Raw genomic sequence first — 26008 nt, 5'->3', positions numbered from 1 at the left:
CCCGGCGCCCCTCCCACCCAGGAAGCTCTCACGTGACCGACTCCCCGAACGACCAGGCTGCGCCCGACACCTCCGGTGCCGCGGCTGAACCGACCACCAAGCCCGCCCGCCGTGCGGGCGGCGCGCTCGGCGGCAAGGTGCTCGCCGAGCTGCGCGAGATCGCGTCCGGTCTCGGCATCGCCGACGCCGCCAAGCTGCGCAAGGGCGAGCTGATCGACGCCATCAAGCAGGCCCGTGGCGAGACGGCCACCAGCGCGGTCCAGGCCGCACCGGTCGAGGCTCCCGCAGTCGAGGCGAAGGACGAGCGCGGACCGCGGACCCGGGCCGGTGCGCGCCGTGAGCCCGCGACGGAGCAGACGCCGACCGAGGAGCAGGACCGCCGTGGTCAGGACGACGCCCCTCAGGGCGATGCCCCCCACGAACAGGGCGCTCCCCAGGACCAGGACGGCAGGAAGCGCGACGGCCAGCGGGCCCAGGGCGCCCCGAAGAAGCAGGACGCCCCGAAGAACCAGGACGGGCAGAAGAACGACGGCCAGAAGAACCAGGACGGCCCCAAGCAGGGCGGCCGCGGGCAGGGCCAGGACGATGCCCAGCGCTCCGGCGGACCGAAGAACCCGGGCGCGAAGAACCAGAACGACAAGAACCAGAACGACAAGAACCAGAACGACAAGAACCAGAGCGACAAGGGCCAGAACGACCGGGGCCAGAACGACAAGAACCAGAACGACCGGGGCCAGAACGACGTCGACGACGAGAACGGTGGTCGCCGCCGCAACCGACGCGGCCGCAACCGTGGCGGCCGAGGCGCCGACGGCGAGCCCACCTACGCCGACGACGACGTGCTGGTCCCCGCGGCCGGGATCCTCGACATCCTCGACAACTACGCCTTCGTGCGCACCACGGGCTACCTGCCCAGCGAGAACGACGTGTACGTGTCGCTGTCGATGGTGCGCAAGTGGGGTCTTCGCAAGGGCGACGCCGTCACCGGTCAGGTGCGCCAGCCCCGTGAGGGGGAGCGCAAGGAGAAGTTCAACCCCATGGTGCGGGTCGACACGGTCAACGGGATGCCCCTGGAGGACGCTCGTGGCCGGGTCGAGTTCGCCGGTCTGACCCCGGTGCACCCCGACGAACGTCTGCGCCTGGAGACCGACCCGACGCTGGCCACGACGCGGCTGGTCGACCTCTTCGCGCCGATCGGCAAGGGTCAGCGCAGCCTCGTCGTCGCGCCGCCGCGGGCCGGCCGCACCACCCTCGTGCGCGCGGCCGCCGAGGCCGTCACGACGAACAACCCCGAGTGCCACCTCATGGTGGTGCTCGTCGACGAGCGGCCCGAGGAGGTCACGCAGCTGCAGCGTGCGGTGAAGGGCGAGGTCATCGCCTCCACCTTCGACCGGCCGGCCACCGACCACACGATCGTCGCCGAGCTCGCCGTCGAGCGGGCCAAGCGTCTGGTCGAGCTCGGTCACGACGTCGTGGTGCTGCTGGACTCCATCACGCGGCTCGGTCGCGCCTACCACCAGGCGACGCCGGCTTCCGGACGGGTGACCGCGGGCGTCGACGCGTCGGCCCTGCACCCGGTCAAGGCGCTCTTCGGGGCCGCCCGCAACGCCGAGGACGGTGGATCGCTCACCATCGTCGCCACCGCCCTCGTCGAGACCGGCTCGGCCGTGGACGAGACGGTGCTCGAGGAGCTCGACGGTGCGGCCAACAGCACGCTGCGGCTCGTCGTCGACGACCGCGGGACGGTCTTCCCGGCCGTCGACGTCATCGCCTCGCGGACCCACCACGAGGAGCTGCTCCTCGACCCGCAGGAGCTCGAGATCGTCGCCGGGCTGCGTCGCGCCCTGGCCGGTCGCGAGCCGCGCGAGGCCCTCGACGCCGTGGCCGAGCGGGTCGGTGCGACCGGGAGCAACGGGGAGCTGCTGCTCCAGCTCTCGCGCACGCCGCTGGCCTGAGCACCGGTCGTCGGTCGGGCGGGCTCGCGGACGCGTCCGCGAGCCCGCTCAGGCCCGGCCGGCCAGGTGGGTCATGAGGTCCTCCAGGTGGAGGACGCCGAGGAACCCGCCCGCGGAGTCGGTGCACGCCAGCGGCCCGAACCGGGTGCTGCGCGGGCGTGCCATCGCCCGGGCGACGGCGTCGCCGAGCGGTGTGTCCACGTGCACGGCCAGCACGTCGCTGGACTGCCACCGCCCGTGGTCGTCCTTGATCAGGACCGCGTGCGGACGCCGGTGCTCGTCGACGGCGACGACGACCTCGAAGCCGACCGTCTCCGCCAGCACCGATCGGGCCGAGCCGACGTCGTCGGTCGTGTAGGCACGGCGGACCAGGTCGCGAAGGACGCCGTCCCCGGCCGGTGCCCGGTCCCGGGGCAGGGCTCGATGAGCCTGGGGCGCGGCGCTCTGCCACACCCGTCGGGCCGGGCCGACGAGCGATCCCTGAGCCAGCGGGACGCCGAGCTCGGAGAGGGTGCGGAGCTCCGCGGCCGTGCTGACCCCCTCGGCGAGCAGCCAGGCGTCCAGCTGGGCGGCCATGGTGCCCGTCACCTCGATGGCGTCCCGCTTCTCCGCGCTGTGCTCGATCCCCTCGACCCAGGCGCGGCCGAGCCGGACGATCGAGGGACGCAAGCGGATGACGCTGCGCAGCGTGGGCTGGGCCGCCTGCTCGCCCCCGAGCGCCACGCTGGCGCCCGCCTCGCGCAGACCCTCGAGGCGGGCTGTCGGTGCGGCGCCCACGTCCTCGGGGACGGCGCGCAGGTCCAGCACCACGCCGGACAGGTCGCCGCGTGACGTCAGGACCGACATGAGCGCCGGGTCGTCGAGGTCGCCGGGGCCCCCGTCGCCCAGCCCCAGGGGGACGGTCAGGAACGTGTCGGGGGGCAACGTCGCCGCGGCCGCGAGAGCGGCGGTCATGATCGAGCACGGGTCGTCGACGACGTCCTGCGACCGGCGTGCGCCCACCGGGGAGGCCACCGTCTGGTAGCCGGCCACCACGCCGCGCGCGAGGTCGAGGATCGGACTGAAGGCGACGTCGGCATCGATCCGCTGGGGCGTCGAGACGACCCAGGGTGCGACGGACATCAGACGGGTGCGGGTGTGGTGCGGATCGAGGCCCGGACCGCCGCGACCAGCTCGGCCGGGACCTCCACCAGGCCGTGGACCGCCGCAGCGTGGTCGGCCACGCGCGCGAGGACGGCCTCGTCGGACGGCTCCTCCCACCGGGCGGTGCACCCGGGGACGACGTCCCCACAGGCGAACGACTTCATGACGACTCCCTCGTCCCGGCGTCCCTGCTGGATGGCTCCCCATCCACCGCCGTGCCGACATCGTAGGGCGGGGTGCGCCGCCTCGTCGGGCTTTCGCGGGATCAGGAGGTGTGTGCAGGATCGAGGACTCCTGCGGCGCTCGGGCCGTGAACCTAGGATGAGCGCGTGACCACTGCATACGACTTCACCGCGAACGCGATCGACGGAACCCCGCGCGAGCTCGCCGACTACCGGGGCAAGGTGCTGCTCGTCGTGAACACGGCGACCCAGTGCGGCTTCACACCACAGCTGGCCGGCCTGGAGGAGCTCTACGCGAGCTACGCCGACCGCGGCCTCGTGGTGCTGGGCTTCCCGTGCGACCAGTTCGGCGGGCAGAACCCCGACTCCGACGACGACACCGCCGCCTTCTGCGAGCGGAACTACGGGGTCAGCTTCCCGATGTTCTCGCAGGTCGAGGTCAACGGCGACGACGCGCACCCGCTCTACCAGTGGCTGCGCAGCGAGAAGAGCGGGTTCGCCGGGAACAAGATCAAGTGGAACTTCACCAAGTTCCTCATCGACACCGAGGGCAACGTGGTCAAGCGGTACGGCTCGACCACCAAGCCCGAGAAGATCGCCTCCGACATCGAGGCCCTGCTCGCCTCCTGAGCGGGTCCTCCACCCCACGCACCGGCGGGCGCGGCGCGCCGGTCACGGGCATCGGGGTGGGGAACAGACGGGGCACGATTTGGGTTGACCAGGGTGCCCCTGGCAGAATCCAGCCTTGGTCCTGGTTCACGGCCCGCGCCGCGGTCCGACCCAGTACCGACGAGAGGACATCATGAAGCGCGACATCCACCCCACGTACGTCGAGACCCAGGTCACCTGCACCTGCGGCAACTCGTTCACCACCCGCAGCACCGCCACCGAGGGATCCCTCCGTGCCGACGTGTGCTCGGCCTGCCACCCGTTCTACACGGGCAAGCAGAAGATCCTCGACACCGGCGGCCGCGTGGCCCGGTTCGAGAAGCGCTACGGCAAGAAGTAGCTCCTCCGACACGCCGACCCGATCCCTCGAGGGACGGGTCGGCGTCGTCGTCCCAGGGCCGCCGGCCCAGGGACCGGACGCGTCGTCGAGACGCCGAGGGCACGAGAGGATCGCCATGTTCGAGGCTGTCGAGGGCCTGGTCGCCGAGCACGCCGAGCTCGAGCGGCAGATGGCCGATCCCGCCCTGCACGCCGATGCCGGCCGTGCCAAGCGCGTCGGCCGGCGGTATGCCGAGCTCGGCGCCGTGGTGGGCACCTACCGCGAGTGGCAGCAGGCGGTCGAGGACCTGCAGGCCGCGCGTGAGCTCGAGCTCGACGACGAGGCGGCCGAGCTCGAGGCGACGCGTGCAGCCCTCGCCGAGCGGCTCCAGCGCCTGCTCGTCCCGCGGGATCCCGCCGACGGCAAGGACGTGATCCTGGAGGTCAAGGGCGGGGAGGGTGGCGAGGAGTCGGCACTCTTCGCCGCCGACCTGCTGCGCATGTACACCAGGTTCGCCGAGCGCAAGGGCTGGCGGGTCGAGATCATCGACGCCACGGAGTCCGCTCTCGGTGGCTACAAGTCGGTCACCGCCTCGGTCGCGGCGAAGGGCACCCCGGAGCCCGGTCAGGCACCGTACGCGCTGCTCAAGTTCGAGGGCGGGGTGCACCGCGTGCAGCGCGTCCCCGTCACCGAGTCGCAGGGACGGATCCACACGTCGGCGGCCGGCGTCCTGGTGCTGCCCGAGGCCGAGGACGTCGACGTCGAGATCCACGACGCCGACCTGCGCATCGACGTCTTCCGGTCCTCCGGCCCGGGTGGTCAGAGCGTGAACACGACCGACTCGGCGGTGCGCATCACCCACCTGCCGTCGGGCCTCGTGGTGAGCTGCCAGAACGAGAAGAGCCAGCTGCAGAACAAGGAGCAGGCCCTGCGGATCCTCCGGGCGCGGCTGCTCGAGGCGGCCCAGGCCGCAGCGGACGCCGAGGCCTCGGACGCCCGCAGGTCCCAGATCCGCACCATGGACCGCTCGGAGCGGGTGCGCACCTACACCTTCCCCGAGAACCGGATCTCCGACCATCGCACCGGGTACAAGGCCTACAACCTCGATGCCGTGATGGACGGCGCGCTCGACGACGTGATCGGCTCCCTCGTGGACTCCGACCTCGCCGAACGACTCGAGTCGGTCGACGGGACGAGAGCGTGAGCCGGGTGCGCAGCCAGGCCGAGCGGCTCCTGGACGAGGCCACGGACACGCTGACGGCCGGAGGCGTCGCGTCGCCGCGGGTCGATGCCGAGATCCTGCTCGCCCACGTGACCGGGACGCCACGCGGCCTGCTCCTGACCGCACGGCCGCAGGGTCCCCAGGCGCAGGTGTACCGCGACATGGTCCAGGCGCGGGCCCGGCGGGTCCCGCTGCAGCACCTCACCGGCTCGGCCGGGTTCCGCTACGTCGACCTCGAGGTCGGCCCGGGGGTCTTCGTCCCCCGTCCCGAGACCGAGCTGCTCGCGGGGTGGGCCGTCGAGCAGGCGGCCGCCGTCGTCGCCGCACGCGAGGAGCCGCCGGTGGTCGTGGACCTCTGCACCGGCTCGGGCGCCATCGCGTTGTCGATCGTGCACGAGGTGCCGCGGGCCCGGGTGCACGCCGTCGAGCTCGACGAGGCCGCCCACGGCTGGGCCGAGCGCAACCTGGGCGACACCGGCATCGACCTTCGACTCGGGGACGCCTTCGAGGCGTTCGCGGACCTCGACGGCACCGTCGACGTGGTCGTCTGCAACCCGCCGTACATCCCGCTCGAGGCCTGGGAGAGCGTCGCCCCCGAGGCGCGCGACCACGACCCGTCGCTCGCGCTGTGGTCGGGCGACGACGGTCTCGACGCCATGCGTGCGCTCGAGCAGGCCGCGTGGCGGCTGCTGCGCCCGGGTGGCTCGGTCGGGGCCGAGCACGCCGACGCGCAGGGCGAGTCCGCCCCCGGTGTGTTCGCCGGACGTTGGTCCGACGTGCGTGACCACGTGGACCTCGCGGACCGGCCCCGCTTCCTCACCGCCCGTCGCCCCTGAGGCTCGCCCCGCCGACGGCGCTCCCGCCGTCGCCGCGGGTCCCGTGCGCTGCCGTGGGGGCCGTCCGCGACCGTCCGAACGGTCCGCTGCGCCGGGCCGTGTGACGTGACCCACGCCTTCCTGGCTCGTTCTCTTCCCCGAGAGGCCCTGAACTAGTACCTTCGTACAGGTATCATCTGCGGCGGTGAGGGAGGTCGGATGAGCGCGGACACGTCGGTGCCCCCAGGTGCGGCCTCCGGACGCCTGGCGCGCACCGCCACGGGCCTGCGTGCCTCCGGCAACGCCGGCCTCGAGACCTTCGGCGAGATGATCCTCCTCGGCCTCGGGTCCCTGCGCTTCGCCGTCGTCGACATCCTGCGCGGCCGGTTCGCCTGGCGCGAGTACGTCGAGCAGGCCTGGTTCATGACGCGCGTGGCCCTGCTGCCGACGATCCTCGTCGCGATCCCGTTCGGCGTGATCGTGGCGGTGCAGGTCGGTGCGGTCGCGTCGCAGATCGGTGCGGTCTCGTTCTCCGGGGCGGTCAACGGCATCGGCGTGCTCCGCCAGGGCGCGCCGCTCGTCACCTCGCTCCTCATGGCCGGAGCCGTCGGCTCGGCCATCTGTGCCCAGATCGGCTCGCAGACCGTGCGCGAGGAGATCGACGCCATGCGGGTCATGGGACTCAACCCGACGCAGCGCATCGTGGCACCGCGCATGGTCGCAGCGGTCACGGTCGGCCTGCTCCTCAACGTGGTGGTGGCCGCCACCGCCATGACCACCGGCTACGCGCTCAACGTCGGGTCCGGCGACGTCAGCTCGGGCACCTACATCGGGTCCTTCACGAGCTTCGCCCAGCCCTCCGACCTGCTGCTCGCCGAGGCCAAGGCCGCGATCTTCGGCTTCATCGCCACGATCGTGGCGTGCCACAAGGGTCTGTCGGCGCAGGGCGGCCCCAAGGGCGTCGCCGACGCCGTCAACGCCAGCGTGGTGATCAGCGTCATCGCCCTGGCCGTCGTCAACGTCGTGATCACCCAGGGCTACGTCATGCTCGTGCCGCAGAGGATGGCATGAGCGGCCTGGAACGCGCCGGCCGGCGCGCCATGGCGGCGCCGGGGAACGCGCTGGAGCTGATGGGGGCCCAGCTGACCTTCGTCGCGAAGGTGGTGGGGGCGATCCCCGCGACGCTGCGCACCTACCGGCTCGAGACGTTCAGGATCCTCTCCGACATCAGCTGGGGGACCGGTGCGCTGCTGGTGGGGGGCGGGACGGTCGGCGTCATGGTGCTGCTGTCCCTGTCGGCCGGGACCTCCCTGGGCATCGAGGGCTTCAACGGGCTGGAGACCATCGGCCTGGCACCTCTGACCGGCTTCGTGTCCGCGGTCGTGAACACGCGCGAGCTCGCCCCGCTCATCGCGGCGCTCGCCCTGGCCGCCCAGGTCGGCTGTCGCTTCACCGCACAGCTCGGATCGATGCGGGTGCACGAGGAGATCGACGCCCTCGCGGTCATGTCGGTCCCGCCCCTGCACTTCCTGGTCACCACCCGGCTCGTCGCGGCGATGGCGGCGATCCTTCCGCTCTACCTGATCGGGCTGGCGGGCTCGTACCTGGCGACCCAGCTCTCCGTCACGTTCATCTTCGGACAACCGCCGGGCACGTTCGAGCACTACTTCACCTCGTTCGTCGCCCTGCGCGACGTGCTGCTGTCGGTCGTGAAGATCCTGGTGTTCGCCGCTGCCGTGACGCTCATCCACTGCTGGTTCGGGTTCACCGCGAGCGGTGGGGCGCAGGGTGTCGGCGAGGCGACGGGCCGGGCGATCCGGGCCAGCATCGTCGTCGTGGTCCTGCTCGACATGGTGCTCACCCTGCTCTTCTGGGGCGGCGACCCCGGCGTCCGGATCGCGGGGTGATGCGGCGATGGACCTGACGACGATCGATCCCGACGACCCCGGCCGCGCGGTCCTCGTGCGCCGCGGCCTCGTGCTCGTGGTGCTCCTGGTGCTCGTGGGCGCGGCCCTGGCCGCGGTGTCGCGAGGTGCCCTGGCGGACGACACGACGGCGCACGCCCTCGTCGACGACGCCGGCGGGTCGCTCGTCCCGGGCTCGGACGTCAAGCTCGACGGCGTGATCGTCGGACGCGTCACCTCGATCACCCAGGAGCCGGGCACGACGGCCGACGGTGCCGACCCCTCGGTGCGGATCGACCTGCGCATCGACGAGCGGCACGCACGTGAGGTCCCGGCGCAGGTGACGGCGCGCGTGCTGCCCGCCACGGTGTTCGGCACGACCTACGTCGACCTGGTCCGACCCCGGAGCGAGCGCGGCGCCCTGCGAGCCGGTGCCGCCATCGAGCAGGCCCGGGACGCCGAGACGCTCGAGCTGCAGGACACGCTCGACAGCTCCTACCGCATCCTCACCGCCGTGGAGCCGGCCGAGCTGTCGGCCACCCTGGGTGCGCTCGCGACGGCGCTCGACGGCCGCGGCGACCAGCTCGGCGGCACGATCGAGACGGTCTCCGGCTACCTCGGCCGCCTGGAGCCCCGGCTGCCGCTGCTGCGCGAGGACCTCGAGCTGTTCGCGCAGAACATGACGACGCTGGCCGAGACGTCGCCGCAGCTGCTCGACGCCACGCGCAACGCGCTCGTGACGAGCCGCACGATCGTGCAGAAGCGGGCGCAGCTCACCACGCTCCTCGCCGGGAGCAACGCCCTCGTGGGCGAGGGGCGTCGGGCGCTCGACGCCGTCGGGGACCCGTTCGTCGAGGCGCTCGACGGTGCCGCGGTCGTGGTCGACGCCATGTACGACGAGCGCGCCGGTCTGCCCGACAGCTTCACCTCGTTCGTCGACTTCGCCGCCAAGCAGGCCGAGACGTTCTCGCAGGGCTCCTACATGTCGACGAACGTCTTCATCAAGACCGGCGACGACGCGCCGTACACCGCGTCGGACTGCCCCACCTACGGGACGGCCCGCGGCCCGCGGTGCGGTGGCACGCCGGGCTCGACCGGCAGCGGCACGAACACCGCGACGCCCGCCGACGACGCCCTGGTCGCCGAGCTCCGCGACATGCTCGACGAGCTGGAGGCCGCCCCCCAGGGTGGTGTCGCCGAGCTCCTCGGGCGCCCCTACCTGGAGGGCGGCGACCGATGAGGGCCACCGTCGTCAAGCTCGTCACCTTCGCCACCGTGTGCGTGCTCGTCCTCGTGGTGCTCGCGAACACGATGCTGAACAGGACGGAGGGGACCACCCGGACCTACGTGGCGGACTTCACCTCGGTCAGCGGGCTGCGCGTCGGCGACGACGTGCGCGCCGCCGGTGTCCGGGTCGGTCGCGTCGACGGCATCGAGCTCGTCGGTGGTGACACCGCCCGCGTGCGGGTGTCCGTGGGGGAGGGGCAGCGTCTGACCGACACCACGGGCATGGTGATCCGCTACCAGAACCTGCTCGGCCAGCGGTACCTGGCGCTGCTGCCCGGCCGTGAGCGGGGCACGGCCCTGGAGCCGGGCAGCGTCGTCCCGACGTCGCGCACGAGCGCCGGCTTCGACCTCACCGCGCTGCTCAACGGCTTCGAGCCGCTCTTCGAGACGCTCCGGCCCGAGGACGTGAACCAGCTCGCGGAGTCGGTGGTCAAGGTGCTCCAGGGGGAGGGCGGCACGGTGGAGAGCCTGCTCGACGAGACGGCGACGCTCACGCGCAACCTTGCCGACAAGGACGCGGTCGTCACCGACGTCCTCACCCACCTCACCCCGGTGCTCGAGAACCTCGTCGACCGCGAGGACGACCTCACCGCCACGGTCGGGGAGCTGCGGGCGCTGATGACCGGCCTGGCCGAGCAGCGCACCACGATCGGTGAGTCCATCGACGGCATCTCCGAGCTCTCCCGGGTCACGGCCGACCTCGTCGAGGACACCCGCCCCGACGTCGCCCGGGTGACGACGGCGCTGCGCACCACCGCGGCGCTGTTCGCCGACAACATGGGCGAGCTGCAGACCATGCTGGCCGCCGTGCCGACCGCCACCGGCGCGTTCGCCCGACCGATGTCCTACGGCACCTGGCTCAACATGTACATCTGCAACCTCGGGGTGGAGGTCGGTGGTGAGCTGATCAACCTCGGCTCCACCGACGGCCCCTACTCGGAGGTCTGCCGATGAGCGATCGACGGACGCACGCACGCCGCGTCGGCATGGTCGGGGTCGTCGGACTGGGGGTCCTCGGCCTGCTCGTCCTGGCGCTCAGCGTCATCCCGTTCGGCCAGCGCACGTACACCGCCGAGCTCGAGCACACGGCCGGCCTGCGGGTCGGCGAGGAGGTCCAGGTCGCCGGCGTCGGCGTGGGGGAGGTGACCGGGATCCGACTGGCGAAGGATCGCGTGGTCGTGACCTTCACCGCCGACCGCGACGTGCGGCTCGGTCGGTCCACGGGGGTCGTCGTCAAGGTCGCGACGCTGCTCGGGAGCCACTTCCTCGAGGTGGCACCGCGCGGCACCGGTGACCTCGCCGACGCCAGGATCCCGCTCGCGCGGACCTCGGTGCCCTACAACCTGCAGGACGTCGTCGACGCCTCGACCGACGCGCTGCAGACGCTCGACGCCGAGGGTCTGGCCCGCTCCATGAACGTCATGGCCGACGTGCTCGGTCGCACCCCCGACGAGACGAGGGCCGCGGTCGAGGGCGTGGCCGACCTCGCGCGCGTCGCGTCGCGGCGCAGCGACCAGCTGTCCCGTCTCCTGGCGGCCAGCAACGACGTGACGGGCACGCTCAACCGCAACGCCGACGCCGTGCTCGACCTGCTGGAGCAGTCGACGCTCGTGCTCGGCGAGCTGACCTCCCGTCGTGAGGTGATCGACCAGATGCTGTCCGACGCGCTGCGCATGGCCGTGCAGGTGCGCGGTCTGCTCGACGACACCGAGAAGGACCTCGACCCGATGCTGCGCGACCTCACCACCGCTCTCGACGGTCTCGAGGACGCCCGCGACGACGTGACGAAGGCCCTGTCGTCGTTGGCCACGATGACGAAGTACGTCGCCAACGCCTCGGGCAACGGACCCTGGCTCGACCTGCACGTGCCGGTCGCCATCAACGACAACCTCGCGTGCCTCGCGAGCCCGGACGAGTGCTCATGAGGACCCGACGGTGGTGGCGGGCCCTCCTGCCCGTGCTCGTGGTGGCGCTCGTGGCCCCGCTGCTCTCGAGCTGCGTCGGCTCCGGTGGCCGGACCGTGACCGTGCAGCTGCGCGACGCCGCAGGACTCTTCGAGGGCAACGACGTCGGCGTGCTGGGGGTGCGGGTCGGTGAGGTCGTCGAGGTGCGCCCCCGCGGCGGGCACGTCGACGTCACCCTGCGTCTGGACGACGGGATCGACGTCCCGGCCGACGCCGCCGCGGTGGTGGTGTCGCGGTCGGTCGCCACGGATCGCTACGTCGAGCTCACACCGGTCTACCGCGACGGAGCGACGCTGGGCGACGGCGACGTGATCCCCCTGGAACGGACGCGGACACCGGTCGAGTTCGACGAGCTGCTCTCGACGCTGGAGTCCACGTCGTCGGCCCTGGGCGCGGACGGTGGGGACGCGCTCAACGGCCTGCTGACGTCGTCGGCGGCCAACCTCGACGGGAACGGTGGCGCGATCCGCGACGGGCTGGCCGGGATGGCCGACGTGCTGGGCACCATCGACGCCCAGCTGGGCGACGTCGAGGGCACGATCACCGGGCTCGACCAGCTGACGACGGCGGTGGCGAACGACGACCAGGTGGTCCGGCAGTTCGTGGACCAGGTCGCCGAGGCCACCACGATGCTCGATGAGCAGCACGAGTCGATCGAGGCGACGTTCGACGCCGTCACGGCCATGGTGCGCGAGGTCGGCATCGTGGTGCGCGACCAGCGCGGGCGGATCAGCTCGCAGATGGACGACTTCGTGGCGCTCGCCCAGGACCTCGCCGACCACCAGGCCGAGTACCAGCAGCTCCTCGACACCGGCCCGCTCATGCTGCAGAACCTGGTCCGGGCGATCGACGAGAACGACCGGCTCAGCTTCCGCACCCGTCCGCTCGACCTCGTGCCCGGCAGGACGGTGGTCGCCGACCTCTGCGAGCGCGCGCCGCAGGACGCGTGCGAGCGACTGGGCCTGCTCGACCTCCCGCTGTGGGCCGTCCTGCTGACGCTGGCGGGGGTGAGCGAGGGATGACCTCCTCGACGCGCCGCCTGGGCCGTGCCGTGGTGGGCGTGCTGCTGGCCGTGGCCCTGGCCGGGTGCAGCACCACGGCCTCGGACCTGCCGCTCCCCGGGAGCCGACTGGGCGGCGACTCCTACCCGTTGTCGGCGGAGTTCGACGACGCGCTCAACCTCGCGGTCGGCGCGCCGGTCAAGAGCGGCGGTGTGCTGGTCGGGCGCGTGCGGGAGATCTCGGTCCGTGACTTCCGGGCCCGCGTCACGATGGACGTGCTCGCGGACCGTCGGCTCCGTCAGGGCACCACGGTGCGGCTGCGCGCCACGACGCCGCTCGGTGAGCTCTTCGTCGACGTCGGCGAGGAGGGCGCGGACGGTCCGTTCCTGGCGCCGGGCTCCGTGCTGGCCGCGGGCGACGCGTCGAGCGCGCCCACCATCGAGGACACCATGTCGGCCGCCTCGATGCTCATCAACGGTGGTGGGCTCGGCCAGGTCCAGACCATCGTCGAGGAGGCCAACGCGGCACTCGGGGGCCGCGAACCGGCCGTGCGCACCGCGCTGCGCAGGATGGCGGGGACGGCGTCGGCCCTCAACGCCTCCGACGACGAGCTCGATGCCGCCCTCACCGCCCTGGCCGAGGTCTCGCGAGTCCTCGACGAGCGCGAGGACGTGGTCGACGCGGCCCTGACCGACCTTCGCCCGGCCGCCGAGGTCGTCCGGGAGAACACCGACGAGCTCGTGGACCTGCTCAGCGGGATCGACCGGCTCGGCGCCGACGTCGTGGACGTGGTCGGCCGCTCGCGCGACGACCTCACCACGGTGCTCGCCCAGGCGGGGCCGGTGTTCGAGTCGCTCAACACGACGGCGGACGAGTTCGAGCCGGGCCTGCGGACCCTCGTGGGCTTCTCGAGGCTCATCGACGAGGCGGTGCCGGCGGAGTACCTCAACACGTACCTGTACTTCCAGACCTCCGTGAGCGTCGGCCTGCCGTCGTTGCCAGGGGTGGGCGACCTCGACCTGCCGCGGATCGAGACCCCCGGGACGGACGGGCTGTCCGGGGACGGGCTGGTCGACGGGATCGAGTCGCTGGTCGGGTCGCTCCCGGGCCTCGGCCGCATCGTGCCCCCGAGCGGCGCCTCCTCGGGATCGGGCGCCGACGCCTCGAGCGGCGGCGGTCTCACCGGACTGGGTCTCGACGGACTGCTGGGAGCCGCGCGATGAGCCGTCCGATGCCCATGAGGTACCGCACGAGCGCGTTCGCGCTGCTCGCCGTGCTGGTCCTGGTCTCGATGCACCTCTACACCTCCGTCCTGGGCGGGACGGTCGGGCAGCGCCAGGATCGCGTGGAGGTCGACCTCGCCACGACCGGCGGTCTGTTCGAAGGGTCGGGCGTCACCTATCGCGGGGTGCGCATCGGGAAGGTCGACACAGTCCGCGCCCAGGGGTCCGGAGCCGTCGCGACCCTGTCGCTCGACCCCGGTGCCCAGGTCCCGGCCACGGCCAGGGCGGTCGTGCGCTCGCTCTCCCCGGCCGGTGAGCAGTTCCTCGACCTGCAGCCGGAGCAGCACCGCGCACCGTGGCTGGACGACGGCGACCGCATCGCGGCGTCGGCGACCACCACGCCGACGACGGTCGCACAGACCCTGCGCTCGGTCGACGACCTCATGTCCGACGTCGACACCGCCGCCCTGCGGACCACGCTGCGGGAGCTGCGCGTGGCCTTCGAGGACCCCGACGACCTGCGCCGTGTCCTCGACTCCGGCTCGCGGATCGTCGAGACCCTCGACCGCACGTGGCCGGAGACCGAGCGGCTCCTGGTCAACGGACGCACGGTGCTGCGGACCGGGGTGGACGTGGAGGACGAGTTCCGCGAGTTCGCGCGGTCCGCCGAGTCGTTCACCGCCTGGCTCGCCGACTACGACCCGACCCTCCGCACCAGCATCGAGACCCTCCCGGCGCGGGTCCAGGACCTGAGGGAGCTCACGTCGCTCGTCGCGCTCAAGCTGCCGCGGGTGCTCGACGAGATGATCGTCTTCGCCGACATGACGATCCCGCGCGACCAGCACCTGCGCGAGCTGCTCCGGGTGTTCCCCAGCGGGTTCGACCGGTTCGCCGAGGCCGTGAAGGGCGGGCGACTCCAGACCAACATGCTGGTCTCGCCCGGTGGGGTGTGCTCCTACGGCGTCGCCGACCCGAGCCCCAAGCACGCGGAGCGCCGGCCGATCGATCCGGACCGCTCGTGCCCGACGACGTTCGGGGGCCAGCAGCGCGGGTCGTCCAACGCGCCCCTGCCGCAGGACCGACGGTGACGACCTCGCGCGGCAGTGCCGTGGAACGCCTGTCGTCGGGCGGGGACCGGCGGGTGCGTGTCGTGGCCCTCGCGCTGGCGGTGGCGCTGCTTGCCTCGGTCGTCGGTGCGGCGTGGCTCGTCCTGTCCGGTCGCTCGGCACAGCAGCGTGCGGACGCCGCGGCGGAGGCCACGGCCGTGGCGCGCGACCGCGCCGTCCAGCTCACGAGCTACACCGGCGAGACCTTCGACGCCGACACGGCGTGGGCGCGCACCGGCGCGACCCCGCAGTTCGCGCGGGAGTACGCCGAGGCGAACGAGCCCGTCGCCCAGGTGGCGCGCCGGGTCGAGGCCCGTGCGGTCGGCGACGTCGTCGAGGCGGTCGGCAGGGCCGTCTCCGCCGACGAGGTCGAGGTGCTGCTGTTCGTCGACCAGACCATCACCCGCGGCAGCGACGGCACCCAGCGCACCGAGCGGAGCCGGGTGGTCATGACCATGGTCCGCCAGGACGGTGCCTGGCTGGTGGGCGACGTCGTGCTGCGCTGACCCGGCGCGCCGGGAGGTCCTCGGCGACGGGTGTGCTCGCAGGGCGTCCGCCTGCCGATAGGCTCCCGGACCATGGCAGTCGTCCTGGTCCACGCGGCCGCCTTCGCCTTCGGCGTGGGCTCGGCGATCCTGCCGATGTTCCTCAACGCCGAGATCTACGTGCTGAGCCTCGGCGCCCTCGTCGACAGCCGGTTCGACCTCGCCCTGGTCATCCTCACGCTCAGCGTCGGCACGGTGGTCGGCAAGGCGATCGTGTTCCAGCTGGTGCGCACCGGGTCCGCCCGCTACCGCAAGCAGGCCGAGCGCCGACCGCCGCGGAACCGGGTGACCGCGTGGCTGCGCCGTACCGGCGACCTCCTGCTCACCTGGCTCGACCGCCCCGTGGCCGGTGCGGCCACGGTGTTCCTGTCGGCGCTCGCCGCCGTGCCGCCGCTCGCGGTCGTGACGCTGCTCGCCCCGCTGTCCCGCCAGCGGCTCTGGGTCTTCCTCGCCATGGTCTTCCTGGGTCGGACCATCCAGTTCCTCGCCATCGCCTTCGTCATCCACGGTGTGCTGTGAGGCCCTGGGCAGACGGCGTGTCGGACGGCGTGGGCAGACCGCGTGGGCGCTGCGTCGGCGCTGGCGCGGCCGTTAGGGTGTCCCGGTGAGGTACGACTGCGCCGACGAGGAGACACGCCAGACCGGGATCGACGCCGCCCAGGGCGTGCTCGAGTCCGGTGAGCTGGTCGTGGTGCCCACCGACACGGTGTACGGGCTCGCCGCCGACGCGTTCTCGCCCGAGGCCGTGCAGCGCCTGCTCGACGCCAAGGGCCGGACGAGGCAGATGCCTCCGCCCGTGCTCGTGGGCGCCCCCACGACCCTCGAGGCGCTCGCCACCGACGTCCCCGGATGGCTCCGGTCCATGACCACCGAGCTCTGGCCCGGGCCGCTCACGATCATCTGCCGTCAGCAGCCGTCCCTCACGTGGGACCTGGGCGAGACGCACCACACCGTGGCCGTGCGGATGCCGGACCACCCCGTCGCGCTCACGCTGCTCAAGCAGACGGGCCCGCTCGCGGTGAGCAGCGCGAACCTCACCGGCGAGCCCGCCGCCGTCACCGTCGACGACGCCGAGCGCATGCTGGGCGACGCGGTGGCCGTCTACCTCGACGCCGGGACCAGCCCCGGCGGCACCGCCTCCACGATCCTCGACGTGACCGGCAGCTCGCCACGCATCCTGCGCGAGGGACCGGTCACCCTCGACGTCCTCCACCGCTACAACAACACCGTGGAGCCGTTCGGTGCGTGAGTACCTCGTCGTCTTCGGGGTCGCCCTCGGGGTGACCTACCTCCTCGCCTCGATCGCGCGGATGCTCGCGGTGCGCTTCGGGGCCGTGGCCCGCGTGCGCGACCGCGACGTCCACGCCATCCCCACCCCGTACTTCGGCGGCCCCGCGATGCTCGGCGGGCTCGTGTCGGCCTACCTCGTGGCGACCCACCTGCCGTTCCTGTCGCGCAACGACGACGCGGTCTTCGGCGACGCCCAGGCGGTCATCGTCGGGGGAGCGGTGATCTGCGTCGTGGGCGTGATCGACGACCTGTTCGAGCTCGACGCCCTCAGCAAGTTCGCCGGCCAGGTGCTCGCCGGGGTCGTGGTGGTGGCCATGGGGGTGCAGTTCCTGTACCTGCCGCTCTACAACAACTACCTGGGTCTGGACAACGCGCAGTCGATCATCTTCACGGTGCTGCTGATCGTCACCACGGCCAACGCGGTGAACTTCGTCGACGGCCTCGACGGCCTCGCTGCCGGCATGGTCGCGATCGGCGCCGTCGCGTTCTTCTCGTACGCGTTCTCGCTCGCCGTGGTCAACGGCGAGACGCGCGCCATCGCCGCCGCCCTCCTGACCGCGGCGCTGGCCGGGGCGTGCATCGGGATCCTGCCGCACAACTTCTTCCCGGCCCGGATGTTCATCGGCGACTCCGGCTCGATGCTCATCGGCTTCATGCTCGCCTGCTCCTCGATCAGCCTCACGGGCCAGTTCCCGGCCACGAGCCTCTCCGAGGGCGTGGGCGGGGGAGCGGCGAGCTTCCTGCCCGCCCTGCTGCCGCTGTTCCTGCCGTTCGCGATCCTGCTCGTCCCCTTCCTCGACCTGGCGCTCGCCGTGGTGCGCCGCACCCGGGCCGGGCGCTCCCCGTTCAGCCCGGACAAGATGCACATCCACCACCGGCTGCTCGAGATCGGCCACTCGCACCGCCGTGCCGTGCTGCTCATGTACGCGGCGGCCGGGCTCGTGGCGTTCGGCAGCGTCGTGGTGAGCCTGTTCAGCGGGTGGCAGTCGATCGTCGGATTCGTCGTGCTCGCCCTGCTCACGGCCGCCTCGGCCTTCGTGCTGCCTCGGTTCGAGGGTCGCGTGTGGAACCGCACGTGAGCGGCTCGGCTCCGGACCCACGGCCCACCGTCCGGCGGGTGGTCCCCGTCGCGGTCCCGATGGTGGTCGCCGTGCTGCTGTGCGCGACGGTCGCCGGCGCCACCCACGGGTGGCCGGGGGTGCTCGGCGCCCTCCTCGCCGGGATCGTGGTGGTGGCCTTCCTCGGCTCCACGCCGCTGGTGATGAACCCGGTCGCGCGCTCGAGCCCGGTGCTCGCCCTGCCCGCGGCGGTGCTGTTCTTCCTCGTCAAGGCGTTCGCCGCCATGGCGGTGCTGCTGCTGCTCTTCGACGTCGGTGGGGTGGCCGAGCACGTCGACCGCCGTGCCTTCGGCCTGTCCGCCGTGGTGTGCAGCCTGGTGTGGACGGCCCTGCAGGTCCGGGCGTTCCGCCGCCGTCGAGTCCTCACGTATGACCTGGACGACACCCCGTCGTGACCTCCTGGTAGCCTCTCGAGTGCGTCGAAGCCCAGCCGGTTCCCGGTCGGTCACGACGTGAACGATGACGCTGGCCGTATGCCGGATCGCCGACTTCCCAGTCGGAATCGACCGCGCCATGAGACAAAGGTGACCGAGTGACCCTCGCCTCGACCGCCCTGGCGGCTGCCGCTGACGGCCCGCCGCAGCCCGGCCCCGGGAGCTTCCTGCTCCCGCCGACGTTCACGATCGGCGGCTGGGAGGTCAACAAGCCCGAGCTCTTCCTCGTCTTCTCCATCGTCATCGTCTTCGGCTTCGCGTATGCGACGAGCCGCAAGGCCGCGGTGGTCCCCGGCCGACTGCAGTTCGCCGGCGAGTACGTCTACGGCTTCATCCGCAACGGCATCGCCCGCGACAACATCGGCAGCCAGGACTTCATGAAGTACGTGCCGTACCTGTTCACGGTCTTCCTGTTCGTGCTGGTGAACAACTTCTACGGCGTGATCCCGGTCATCCAGTTCCCGTCGATGTCGAAGTTCGGCTTCCCGGTGGCCCTGGCCCTCGTGACCTGGCTGATCTACAACGTCGCGGGCATCGGCAAGCACGGCTTCTTCGGCTACCTCAAGCACCAGACCGTGCCGGCCGGGGCCAAGGGCCCCATCCTGCTGGCCCTGGTGCCGCTGGAGTTCCTCTCCAACATCATCGTGCGACCGTTCACGCTCGCGCTGCGACTCTTCGCGACCATGTTCGCGGGGCACCTGCTGATCCTGCTGTTCTCGCTCGGCGCCGCGTACCTGGTGACCGACTACGCGAACGCCGCCATCGGCATCCCCGCCGGGATCGTGTCCTTCCTGCTCGGCATCGGGGTCAGCTTCCTCGACATGCTGATCATGTTCCTGCAGGCCTACGTCTTCACGCTGCTGACCGCGATGTACATCGGCAGCGCGATCGCCGACGAGCACTGAGCTCGCTCGGTACCACCTGACCACCTCTCGACCCGCACCCGACGCCTCCTGCGTCACCACGAAAGGAAAGAACCGTCATGACTGGTTCCATCGCCACCGTCGGCCTCGGACTGGCCGCTGTCGGCCCGGCCATCGCCGTCGGCCTGATCTTCGCCGCCTACGTCACGGGCGTCGCCCGTCAGCCCGAGGCGCAGGGCAAGCTCCAGGGCATCGCGATCTTCGGCTTCGTCCTCGCTGAGCAGTTCTTCATCATCGCGCTGGCCCTGGCCTTCGTCTTCGGCTACAACTGATCCTCGCTAAGGGAGATTCACCATGAGCGCGATCCTGGTCGCCGCAGCAGAGGGCGAGGAGCACAACCCGCTCGTCCCCGAGCTGCCCGAGATCGTCCTGGGCCTCGTCGTCCTGGGCATCCTCTTCCTGCTGGTCCGCAAGTTCGTCGTGCCCAACTTCGAGCAGGCGTTCGCCGAGCGGACCGCCGCCATCGAGGGCGGGATCGAGGAGGCCAAGTCTGCCCAGAAGGAGGCGCAGGCCGCGCTCGAGAAGTACAACGCCCAGCTGGCCGACGCCCGGCACGAGGCCTCGCGCATCCGCGAGGAGGCCAAGGAGCAGGGCGCGCAGATCATCGCCGAGCTCCGGGCCCAGGCCCAGGACGAGGCCGCCCGCATCACGGCCACGGCGCACGCGCAGGTCGAGGCCGAGCGGTCGCAGGCCCTCGCCCAGCTGAAGGCCGAGGTGGGCTCGCTCGCCACGGACCTCGCCGGACGCATCGTCGGTGAGTCGCTCGAGGACGAGGCGCGTCAGCGTCGCACCGTCGAGCGCTTCATCACGGAGCTGGAGGGGTCGGCCAACTGATGCGAGGCATCTCCGCGAGGTCCCAGCACGAGGTCCTGTCGGCCGTCGAGTCGGCCCAGGGTTCCTCGGCGGCGCTCGGCAGCCAGCTCTTCGGGGTGGTGGCGCTGCTCGACGCCAACCCGGCGCTGCGCCGCGTGCTCACGGACCCGTCGACCGAGCCCGAGGCCAAGGCTGGCCTCGCGGCCACCGTGCTCGGCTCGCAGGTCGACGGCGCGACCCTCGACGTGGTCAAGGCCGCGGCGGCGTCGCGCTGGAACGCCGGGCGTGACCTGGCCGACGCCCTCGAGACCGCCGGTGCGGCCGCCCTGGTCGGGCGTGCCGACGCCGCCGGTGACCTCGAGCGGGTCGAGACCGAGCTGTTCGAGCTCGGCCGCACGGTCGCCGGCGACGTCGAGCTCCGTGGCGTCGTGGCCGATCGCTCGGTCCCGGCCAAGGCCAAGGCGTCCCTGCTGGCCTCGATCTTCGAGGGCAAGGTCTCGACCGAGACCCTCGAGCTCGCGCAGCAGGCGGTCGTGGCACGCACCGGGTCGTTCGAGAAGGTCCTGACCGCGTTCGGAGAGGTGGCGGCCCAGCGTCGCGACCGCCTCGTCGCGGTCGTGCGCGTGGCCTACGAGCTGTCCGACGACGAGCGTTCCCGACTCGCGGCCGCCCTGGCCGGCAAGTACGGACGCGACGTCCACCTCAACATCGTGGTCGACCCGTCGGTCGTCGGAGGCATCGCCGTCTCCGTCGAGGGCGAGGTCGTCGACGGAACCATGTCCAGCCGACTCGAGGCCGCCCGCCGGCAGCTCGCCGGCTGACGTCCCCTGATCATCCGGCACCACCCAGCCACCAGACCCACAGAAGGCAGGCAGAAGACATGACGGAACTCTCCATCCGTCCCGAGGAGATCCGCGACGCGCTGCAGCAGTTCGTGTCCGACTACTCCCCGAGCGCCAGCAAGACCGAAGAGGTCGGCATCGTCGCCGAGGCCGGCGACGGCATCGCACGGATCGAGGGCCTGCCCTCGGCCATGGCCAACGAGCTGCTCGAGTTCGAGGACGGCACGCTCGGCCTCGCGCTGAACCTCGACGTCCGCGAGATCGGTGTCGTCATCCTGGGTGACTTCTCCGGCATCGAGGAGGGCCAGAAGGTCAAGCGCACCGGCGAGGTGCTCTCCGTGCCCGTCGGCGACGGCTACCTCGGCCGCGTGGTCGACCCGCTCGGCCAGCCGATCGACGGTCTGGGCGACGTGGAGACCGACGGCCGTCGTGCCCTCGAGCTCCAGGCCCCCAACGTGGTGCAGCGTCAGTCGGTCTCCGAGCCGCTCATGACCGGCATCAAGGCCATCGACTCGCTCACGCCCATCGGTCGCGGCCAGCGCCAGCTGATCATCGGTGACCGCCAGACCGGCAAGACGGCGATCGCCATCGACACGATCATCAACCAGAAGGAGTTCTGGGAGAGCGGCGACCCGACCAAGCAGGTCCGCTGCATCTACGTCGGCATCGGTCAGAAGGGCTCGACCATCGCCGGCGTCCGCGGCGCCCTCGAGGACGCGGGTGCGCTGGAGTACACGACGATCGTCGCGGCCCCCGCCTCGGACTCGGCCGGCTTCAAGTACCTCGCCCCGTACACCGGTTCGGCCATCGGCCAGCACTGGATGTACCAGGGCAAGCACGTCCTGATCATCTTCGACGACCTCTCCAAGCAGGCCGAGGCCTACCGTGCGGTGTCGCTGCTGCTGCGTCGTCCGCCGGGCCGCGAGGCCTACCCCGGAGACGTCTTCTACCTCCACAGCCGGCTGCTCGAGCGTTGCGCCAAGCTCAACGACGAGCTGGGCGCCGGCTCGATGACGGGTCTTCCGGTCATCGAGACCAAGGCGAACGACGTCTCGGCCTACATCCCGACCAACGTCATCTCGATCACCGACGGCCAGATCTTCCTGCAGTCGGACCTGTTCAACGCCAACCAGCGCCCCGCCGTCGACGTCGGAATCTCCGTCTCGCGCGTCGGTGGTGCGGCCATGACCAAGGCGATGAAGGCGGTCACGGGCTCGCTCAAGGTCGACCTGGCGCAGTACCGCGCCATGGAGGCGTTCGCCATGTTCGCCTCCGACCTCGACGCCGCGTCCAAGGCCCAGCTCGCCCGCGGACAGCGCCTCATGGAGCTGTTCAAGCAGGGTCAGTACGCCCCGTTCCCGATGGAGCAGCAGGTCGTCTCCCTCTGGGCCGGAACCCAGGGCAAGCTCGACCCGGTCCCCGTCGAGGACATCAGCCGCTTCGAGGAGGAGTTCCTCGACTACGTGAAGCGCTCGCACGAGGGCATCTTCACCACGATCCGCGAGACGGCGAAGTTCGACGACGACACGGCGTCCTCCCTGGAGTCGGCGTACACGTCGTTCCTCGAGCAGTTCGAGACCAGCGAGGGCGGACGCATCTCCGTCGGTCGCGAGGAGTTCGACGCTCTGGACGACGAGGACGTCGAGCAGGAGCAGATCGTCAAGCAGAAGCGGGGCTGACCCACATGGCAGCGTCGGTACGAGAGCTACGAGCGAAGATCAGGTCGACCCAGGCGACCAAGAAGATCACGCGCGCCATGGAGCTCATCGCCGCCTCGCGCATCATCAAGGCGCAGCAGCACGCGGCGGCGGCGGCCCCGTACGCCCGTGAGCTGACCCGGGCGGTGTCGGCGGTGGCGACGTTCTCCAACGTCGACCACCCGCTCACCACCGAGAAGGAGAACCCCACGCGGGCGGCGGTGCTCGTCATCACGAGCGACCGCGGCCTCGCGGGGTCGTACTCCTCCAGCGTCCTCAAGGAGGCGGAGCGGCTCACCGAGAAGCTCCGGTCCGAGGGCAAGGAGGTCGACTTCTACCTCTCCGGTCGCAAGGCCGTGACGTACTTCTCCTTCCGCCAGCGCGAGTTCGTCTCGTCGTGGACCGGGTACTCCGACAAGCCGGAGTACGCCAACGCCCGCGAGATCGGCGACGCGCTCACGAGCCTGTTCGCCCAGGACGAGACGGACGAGGAGGCCATCGACCCGTCCCGCGCCGTCGACGAGCTTCACATCGTGTTCACGCGGTTCAAGTCGATGCTCACGCAGGAGCCGGACGTCATCCGTCTGCTCCCGCTCGAGGTCGTCGAGGGCACGGAGGCTCCCGAGGAGTCGGACCTGCTGCCGCTGTACGAGTTCGAGCCCTCGGCCCACGAGGTCCTCGACGCGCTGCTGCCGAAGTACGTCAACAGCCGCATCTACTACTGCCAGCTGCAGGCGGCCGCCTCCGAGCTCGCCGCCCGCCAGAAGGCCATGAAGTCCGCGACCGACAACGCGCAGGACCTCATCGAGAAGTACACCCGCATTGCCAACCAGGCCCGCCAGGCCGGCATTACCCAGGAGATCAGCGAGATCGTGGGCGGCGCCAACGCGCTCGCCGACGCCACCGCTGGTCAGGAGTGAGAGAGCTATGACTGCCACTGCCGAAGAGAAGACCACGACCACCGGTCGCGTCGCGCGGGTCATCGGCCCGGTCCTCGACATCGAGTTCCCGTCGGACTCGATGCCGGAGATCTACAACGCGCTCACCGTGGAGACCAGCATCCCCGGGAGCGAGGAGACCCTCACCCTCGAGGTCGCCCAGCACATCGGTGACGGCCTGGTGCGCGCCATCAGCCTGCGCCCGACCGACGGTGTCGTGCGCGGCAGCGTCGTCACCGACACCGGCGAGCCGATCTCGGTGCCGGTCGGCGACCAGACGCTCGGCCGGGTGTTCAACACCACCGGCGCGGTCATGAACATGCCCGAGGGCGAGACGTTCGAGGCGACCGAGCGCTGGGGCATCCACCGCAAGGCCCCCGCGTTCGACCAGCTCGAGTCCAAGACGCAGATGTTCCAGACCGGCATCAAGGTCATCGACCTGCTGACGCCCTACGTCCTCGGCGGCAAGATCGGCCTGTTCGGCGGCGCCGGCGTCGGCAAGACGGTGCTCATCCAGGAGATGATCGCCCGTGTGGCCAAGGACCACGACGGCGTGTCGGTGTTCGCCGGAGTCGGCGAGCGCACCCGCGAGGGCAACGACCTCATCGCCGAGATGGAGGAGGCCGACGTCCTCGACAAGGTCGCCCTCGTCTTCGGCCAGATGGACGAGCCGCCCGGAGCGCGTCTGCGCGTGGCGCTGTCGGCCCTGACGATGGCGGAGTACTTCCGCGACGTCCAGAACCGCGACGTGCTGCTGTTCATCGACAACATCTTCCGGTTCACGCAGGCCGGCTCCGAGGTCTCCACGCTGCTCGGCCGCATGCCGTCCGCCGTGGGCTACCAGCCGACGCTGGCCGACGAGATGGGCGTGCTGCAGGAGCGCATCACCTCCACGCGTGGTCACTCGATCACGTCGCTGCAGGCGATCTACGTGCCGGCCGACGACTACACGGACCCGGCCCCGGCCACCACGTTCGCGCACCTGGACGCCACCACCGAGCTCAACCGTGAGATCGCCTCCATGGGCATCTACCCCGCGGTCGACCCGCTGACGTCCACCTCGCGCATCCTGGACCCGCGCTACATCGCCGACGACCACTACACGACGGCCAACCGGGTCAAGGGCATCCTGCAGCGCAACAAGGAGCTCCAGGACATCATCGCCATCCTCGGTGTCGACGAGCTGAGCGAGGAGGACAAGACGATCGTCTCGCGCGCCCGTCGCATCCAGCGCTTCCTCAGCCAGAACACCTACGTGGCCAAGCAGTTCACCGGCATCGAAGGCTCCACCGTCCCGCTCGACGAGACGATCGACGCCTTCACCAAGATCTGCGACGGTGAGTACGACCACGTGGCCGAGCAGGCCTTCTTCATGTGCGGCGGTCTCGACGACGTCGATGCGAAGTGGGCCGAGATCCAGAAGAACTCCTGATGGCGGACACGACGCTCCAGGTCGAGCTGGTCGCCGCCGACCGCGTGGTGTGGTCGGGGGAGGCCCACGAGGTCGTCGCCCGCACCGTCGAGGGTGACCTCGGTGTCCTCGTCGGGCACGCGCCGCTGCTGTCGGTGCTCGTGCCCGGCGTGGTCAAGATCAAGGCCGACGGCGAGACGGTCGTCGCGGTCGTCGAGGACGGGTTCCTGTCCGTCGCCGACGACCGCGTCTCGATCCTGAGCGAGGACACCCACCTGGTGTCCGAGCTCGACCGCGACCAGGTGCAGGCCGAGCTGGAGCAGGCGCGGTCCGACGACGACGACGCGGCCGTCCAGCGCGCCGAGGCCAAGCTCCGCGGCATCGAGCTGGCCTAGGGTTCTCGGCCGTCTGCCGGAGGAGGGAGGGCGGGGTGCCGCTGTGGCTGTGGGCCGTGGACCTCGTCCTCGCCGCGATCGCCCTCACCGTCGTCCTGCTGGCCGTCCTCGTGCTGCGCCGTCGGTACCTGGCGCGCACGCTGGGCGCCTTCGACCTCAGCATCAACAAGCGGGACGGCGCGTCGGCCCAGGGGTGGACCCTGGGCCTCGCGGTGTACCGCGGAAGCACGCTGGAGTGGTACCGGACCTTCTCGTTGAGGCTGCGTCCGGCGTACCGGTTCTCGCGGGACGCCATGGCCGTCGACGGTCGTCGTGACCCCGTGGGCGGTGAGGTGCACGCGGTCCACGACGGGCACGTGGTCGTGACCACACGCAACCCGACACCGGTGCAGCAGCTCGCCCTGACCCCGGCGGCCCTGACGGGGCTGCTGGCCTGGCTCGAGGCCTCGCCCCCCGGGCAGCGCGTCAGCACCGTCCTCTAGCTCCTCCCCGCACGCAGGGCCAGCGACCACCATGTGCGAGAACGAGGTGGATCGGTTTTCGGCGTTTCGATTGACGATCTCCCGAGGACTACGGGACCATGGTCCCGATGGACCATGCCCGGTCGACCGGGTCCCCCGATGGAACAGGTAGCCCCATGAACCGAATGACCAAGCGCATCGTCGTCGCCACCTTCGCGTCGGCCCTCGCGTTCCTGCCGCTGTCGTCGCCGGCCCAGGCTGACGTCGACTCCACGTCCTCCGTCACGAAGGTGACCAAGGTCAAGTCCGGCGGCACCGTCACCACCCAGCGAGCCATCGACTGGGAGTGAC

30 protein-coding genes are annotated in these 26008 nt (G+C 71.3%); 28 read left to right on the top strand and 2 right to left on the bottom strand.

All coding sequences use genetic code 11. The features are described from left to right. The first annotated feature begins 32 nt into the window (after positions 1 to 32). The gene (gene rho, locus ASF37_RS03105; protein WP_056579063.1) at positions 33 to 1955 is read left to right on the top strand and encodes a transcription termination factor Rho; all 1923 of its coding nucleotides are present in this window, start codon (positions 33 to 35) and stop codon (positions 1953 to 1955) included. A 48-nt stretch (positions 1956 to 2003) separates the two neighbouring features. On the opposite strand, the gene ASF37_RS03100 is transcribed toward rho, so the two are convergent. Further along, positions 2004 to 3077 carry an EAL domain-containing protein gene (locus ASF37_RS03100; protein ID WP_056579061.1) on the bottom strand — a complete coding sequence of 358 codons (1074 nt, stop codon included), beginning with the start codon at positions 3075 to 3077 and terminating at the stop codon, positions 2004 to 2006. After that, positions 3077 to 3262 carry a DUF1059 domain-containing protein gene (locus ASF37_RS03095; RefSeq protein ID WP_055966930.1) on the bottom strand — a complete coding sequence of 62 codons (186 nt, stop codon included), beginning with the start codon at positions 3260 to 3262 and terminating at the stop codon, positions 3077 to 3079. The genes ASF37_RS03100 and ASF37_RS03095 overlap by 1 nt, the downstream gene beginning before the upstream one ends. Positions 3263 to 3427: 165 nt before the next feature. Between ASF37_RS03095 and ASF37_RS03090 the strand changes: the two genes are divergently transcribed. The 27 genes from ASF37_RS03090 to ASF37_RS17050 all read left to right on the top strand — a co-directional run bounded on the left by ASF37_RS03090 (position 3428) and on the right by ASF37_RS17050 (position 26007). After that, complete coding sequence (locus tag ASF37_RS03090; protein WP_055966935.1) at positions 3428 to 3910, top strand: glutathione peroxidase; 483 nt, start codon at positions 3428 to 3430, stop codon at positions 3908 to 3910. A 172-nt stretch (positions 3911 to 4082) separates the two neighbouring features. Continuing rightward, the gene (gene rpmE, locus ASF37_RS03085; RefSeq protein ID WP_055966938.1) at positions 4083 to 4289 is read left to right on the top strand and encodes a 50S ribosomal protein L31; all 207 of its coding nucleotides are present in this window, start codon (positions 4083 to 4085) and stop codon (positions 4287 to 4289) included. A gap of 115 nt (positions 4290 to 4404) precedes the next feature. Continuing rightward, positions 4405 to 5472, top strand: coding sequence for a peptide chain release factor 1 (gene prfA / locus ASF37_RS03080; RefSeq protein WP_055966941.1), 1068 nt, complete (start codon positions 4405 to 4407; stop codon positions 5470 to 5472). Continuing rightward, a complete protein-coding gene (gene prmC / locus ASF37_RS03075) occupies positions 5469 to 6326 on the top strand; it encodes a peptide chain release factor N(5)-glutamine methyltransferase (protein WP_369815216.1) in 858 nt (285 codons plus the stop codon). The genes prfA and prmC overlap by 4 nt, the downstream gene beginning before the upstream one ends. 198 nt (positions 6327 to 6524) lie before the next feature. After that, complete coding sequence (locus ASF37_RS03070) at positions 6525 to 7376, top strand: ABC transporter permease (protein ID WP_082481872.1); 852 nt, start codon at positions 6525 to 6527, stop codon at positions 7374 to 7376. Next, on the top strand, positions 7373 to 8212 hold the full coding sequence (locus ASF37_RS03065; RefSeq protein ID WP_056553928.1) for an ABC transporter permease: 840 nt from the start codon (positions 7373 to 7375) through the stop codon (positions 8210 to 8212). The genes ASF37_RS03070 and ASF37_RS03065 overlap by 4 nt, the downstream gene beginning before the upstream one ends. Before the next feature lie 7 nt (positions 8213 to 8219). After that, positions 8220 to 9449 (top strand): MCE family protein, encoded by a 1230-nt coding sequence (locus ASF37_RS03060; protein ID WP_056579059.1) that lies wholly within the window; start codon positions 8220 to 8222, stop codon positions 9447 to 9449. Further along, positions 9446 to 10450, top strand: coding sequence for an MCE family protein (locus tag ASF37_RS03055; RefSeq protein ID WP_056553934.1), 1005 nt, complete (start codon positions 9446 to 9448; stop codon positions 10448 to 10450). The genes ASF37_RS03060 and ASF37_RS03055 overlap by 4 nt, the downstream gene beginning before the upstream one ends. Further along, positions 10447 to 11421: an MCE family protein gene (locus tag ASF37_RS03050; protein WP_056579058.1), complete on the top strand. Its 975-nt coding sequence runs from the start codon at positions 10447 to 10449 to the stop codon at positions 11419 to 11421. Before ASF37_RS03055 ends, ASF37_RS03050 begins: the two co-directional genes overlap by 4 nt. Then, on the top strand, positions 11418 to 12482 hold the full coding sequence (locus tag ASF37_RS03045; protein WP_056579057.1) for an MCE family protein: 1065 nt from the start codon (positions 11418 to 11420) through the stop codon (positions 12480 to 12482). The genes ASF37_RS03050 and ASF37_RS03045 overlap by 4 nt, the downstream gene beginning before the upstream one ends. After that, positions 12479 to 13684: an MCE family protein gene (locus tag ASF37_RS03040; protein ID WP_056576708.1), complete on the top strand. Its 1206-nt coding sequence runs from the start codon at positions 12479 to 12481 to the stop codon at positions 13682 to 13684. The genes ASF37_RS03045 and ASF37_RS03040 overlap by 4 nt, the downstream gene beginning before the upstream one ends. Then, positions 13681 to 14772: an MCE family protein gene (locus tag ASF37_RS03035; RefSeq protein WP_082480768.1), complete on the top strand. Its 1092-nt coding sequence runs from the start codon at positions 13681 to 13683 to the stop codon at positions 14770 to 14772. Before ASF37_RS03040 ends, ASF37_RS03035 begins: the two co-directional genes overlap by 4 nt. Next, positions 14769 to 15296 (top strand): hypothetical protein, encoded by a 528-nt coding sequence (locus ASF37_RS03030; protein ID WP_055966969.1) that lies wholly within the window; start codon positions 14769 to 14771, stop codon positions 15294 to 15296. The genes ASF37_RS03035 and ASF37_RS03030 overlap by 4 nt, the downstream gene beginning before the upstream one ends. Positions 15297 to 15368: 72 nt before the next feature. After that, a complete protein-coding gene (locus ASF37_RS03025) occupies positions 15369 to 15854 on the top strand; it encodes a VTT domain-containing protein (RefSeq protein WP_056579055.1) in 486 nt (161 codons plus the stop codon). Positions 15855 to 15939: 85 nt separating this feature from the next. After that, the gene (locus tag ASF37_RS03020; RefSeq protein ID WP_055966975.1) at positions 15940 to 16584 is read left to right on the top strand and encodes an L-threonylcarbamoyladenylate synthase; all 645 of its coding nucleotides are present in this window, start codon (positions 15940 to 15942) and stop codon (positions 16582 to 16584) included. After that, the gene (locus ASF37_RS03015; protein ID WP_055966977.1) at positions 16577 to 17704 is read left to right on the top strand and encodes a glycosyltransferase family 4 protein; all 1128 of its coding nucleotides are present in this window, start codon (positions 16577 to 16579) and stop codon (positions 17702 to 17704) included. Before ASF37_RS03020 ends, ASF37_RS03015 begins: the two co-directional genes overlap by 8 nt. Before the next feature lie 38 nt (positions 17705 to 17742). Beyond that, entirely contained in the window at positions 17743 to 18138 is a 396-nt protein-coding gene (locus ASF37_RS03010) for a hypothetical protein (RefSeq protein ID WP_156368112.1), read from the top strand. 137 nt (positions 18139 to 18275) lie between these two features. Further along, positions 18276 to 19082 carry a F0F1 ATP synthase subunit A gene (gene atpB / locus ASF37_RS03005; protein ID WP_082481874.1) on the top strand — a complete coding sequence of 269 codons (807 nt, stop codon included), beginning with the start codon at positions 18276 to 18278 and terminating at the stop codon, positions 19080 to 19082. Between the two features lie 77 nt (positions 19083 to 19159). Next, on the top strand, positions 19160 to 19372 hold the full coding sequence (locus tag ASF37_RS03000; protein ID WP_055966982.1) for an ATP synthase F0 subunit C: 213 nt from the start codon (positions 19160 to 19162) through the stop codon (positions 19370 to 19372). A 22-nt stretch (positions 19373 to 19394) separates the two neighbouring features. Next, entirely contained in the window at positions 19395 to 19934 is a 540-nt protein-coding gene (locus ASF37_RS02995) for a F0F1 ATP synthase subunit B (protein ID WP_055966985.1), read from the top strand. Continuing rightward, positions 19934 to 20734: a F0F1 ATP synthase subunit delta gene (locus tag ASF37_RS02990; protein WP_055966988.1), complete on the top strand. Its 801-nt coding sequence runs from the start codon at positions 19934 to 19936 to the stop codon at positions 20732 to 20734. The genes ASF37_RS02995 and ASF37_RS02990 overlap by 1 nt, the downstream gene beginning before the upstream one ends. A 59-nt stretch (positions 20735 to 20793) precedes the next feature. Continuing rightward, positions 20794 to 22434, top strand: a complete 1641-nt coding sequence (gene atpA, locus ASF37_RS02985) for a F0F1 ATP synthase subunit alpha (protein ID WP_055966991.1) — start codon at positions 20794 to 20796, stop codon at positions 22432 to 22434. Between the two features lie 5 nt (positions 22435 to 22439). Continuing rightward, positions 22440 to 23372, top strand: coding sequence for a F0F1 ATP synthase subunit gamma (locus ASF37_RS02980; protein ID WP_056553950.1), 933 nt, complete (start codon positions 22440 to 22442; stop codon positions 23370 to 23372). 7 nt (positions 23373 to 23379) lie between these two features. Next, positions 23380 to 24822 carry a F0F1 ATP synthase subunit beta gene (gene atpD / locus ASF37_RS02975; protein ID WP_056579051.1) on the top strand — a complete coding sequence of 481 codons (1443 nt, stop codon included), beginning with the start codon at positions 23380 to 23382 and terminating at the stop codon, positions 24820 to 24822. Next, entirely contained in the window at positions 24822 to 25196 is a 375-nt protein-coding gene (locus ASF37_RS02970; RefSeq protein WP_055966999.1) for a F0F1 ATP synthase subunit epsilon, read from the top strand. The genes atpD and ASF37_RS02970 overlap by 1 nt, the downstream gene beginning before the upstream one ends. Before the next feature lie 35 nt (positions 25197 to 25231). Further along, entirely contained in the window at positions 25232 to 25678 is a 447-nt protein-coding gene (locus ASF37_RS02965) for a DUF2550 domain-containing protein (RefSeq protein ID WP_055967002.1), read from the top strand. A gap of 164 nt (positions 25679 to 25842) precedes the next feature. Beyond that, positions 25843 to 26007: a hypothetical protein gene (locus tag ASF37_RS17050; RefSeq protein ID WP_156364749.1), complete on the top strand. Its 165-nt coding sequence runs from the start codon at positions 25843 to 25845 to the stop codon at positions 26005 to 26007. Position 26008 lies beyond the last annotated feature (1 nt).

Origin of the sequence: Aeromicrobium sp. Leaf289 (assembly GCF_001423335.1) — a bacterium.
Taxonomy (GTDB): Bacteria; Actinomycetota; Actinomycetes; order Propionibacteriales; family Nocardioidaceae; genus Aeromicrobium.
Note: the sequence above shows the minus strand (reverse complement) of the source record. Positions and strands in the feature narration are given on the sequence as shown.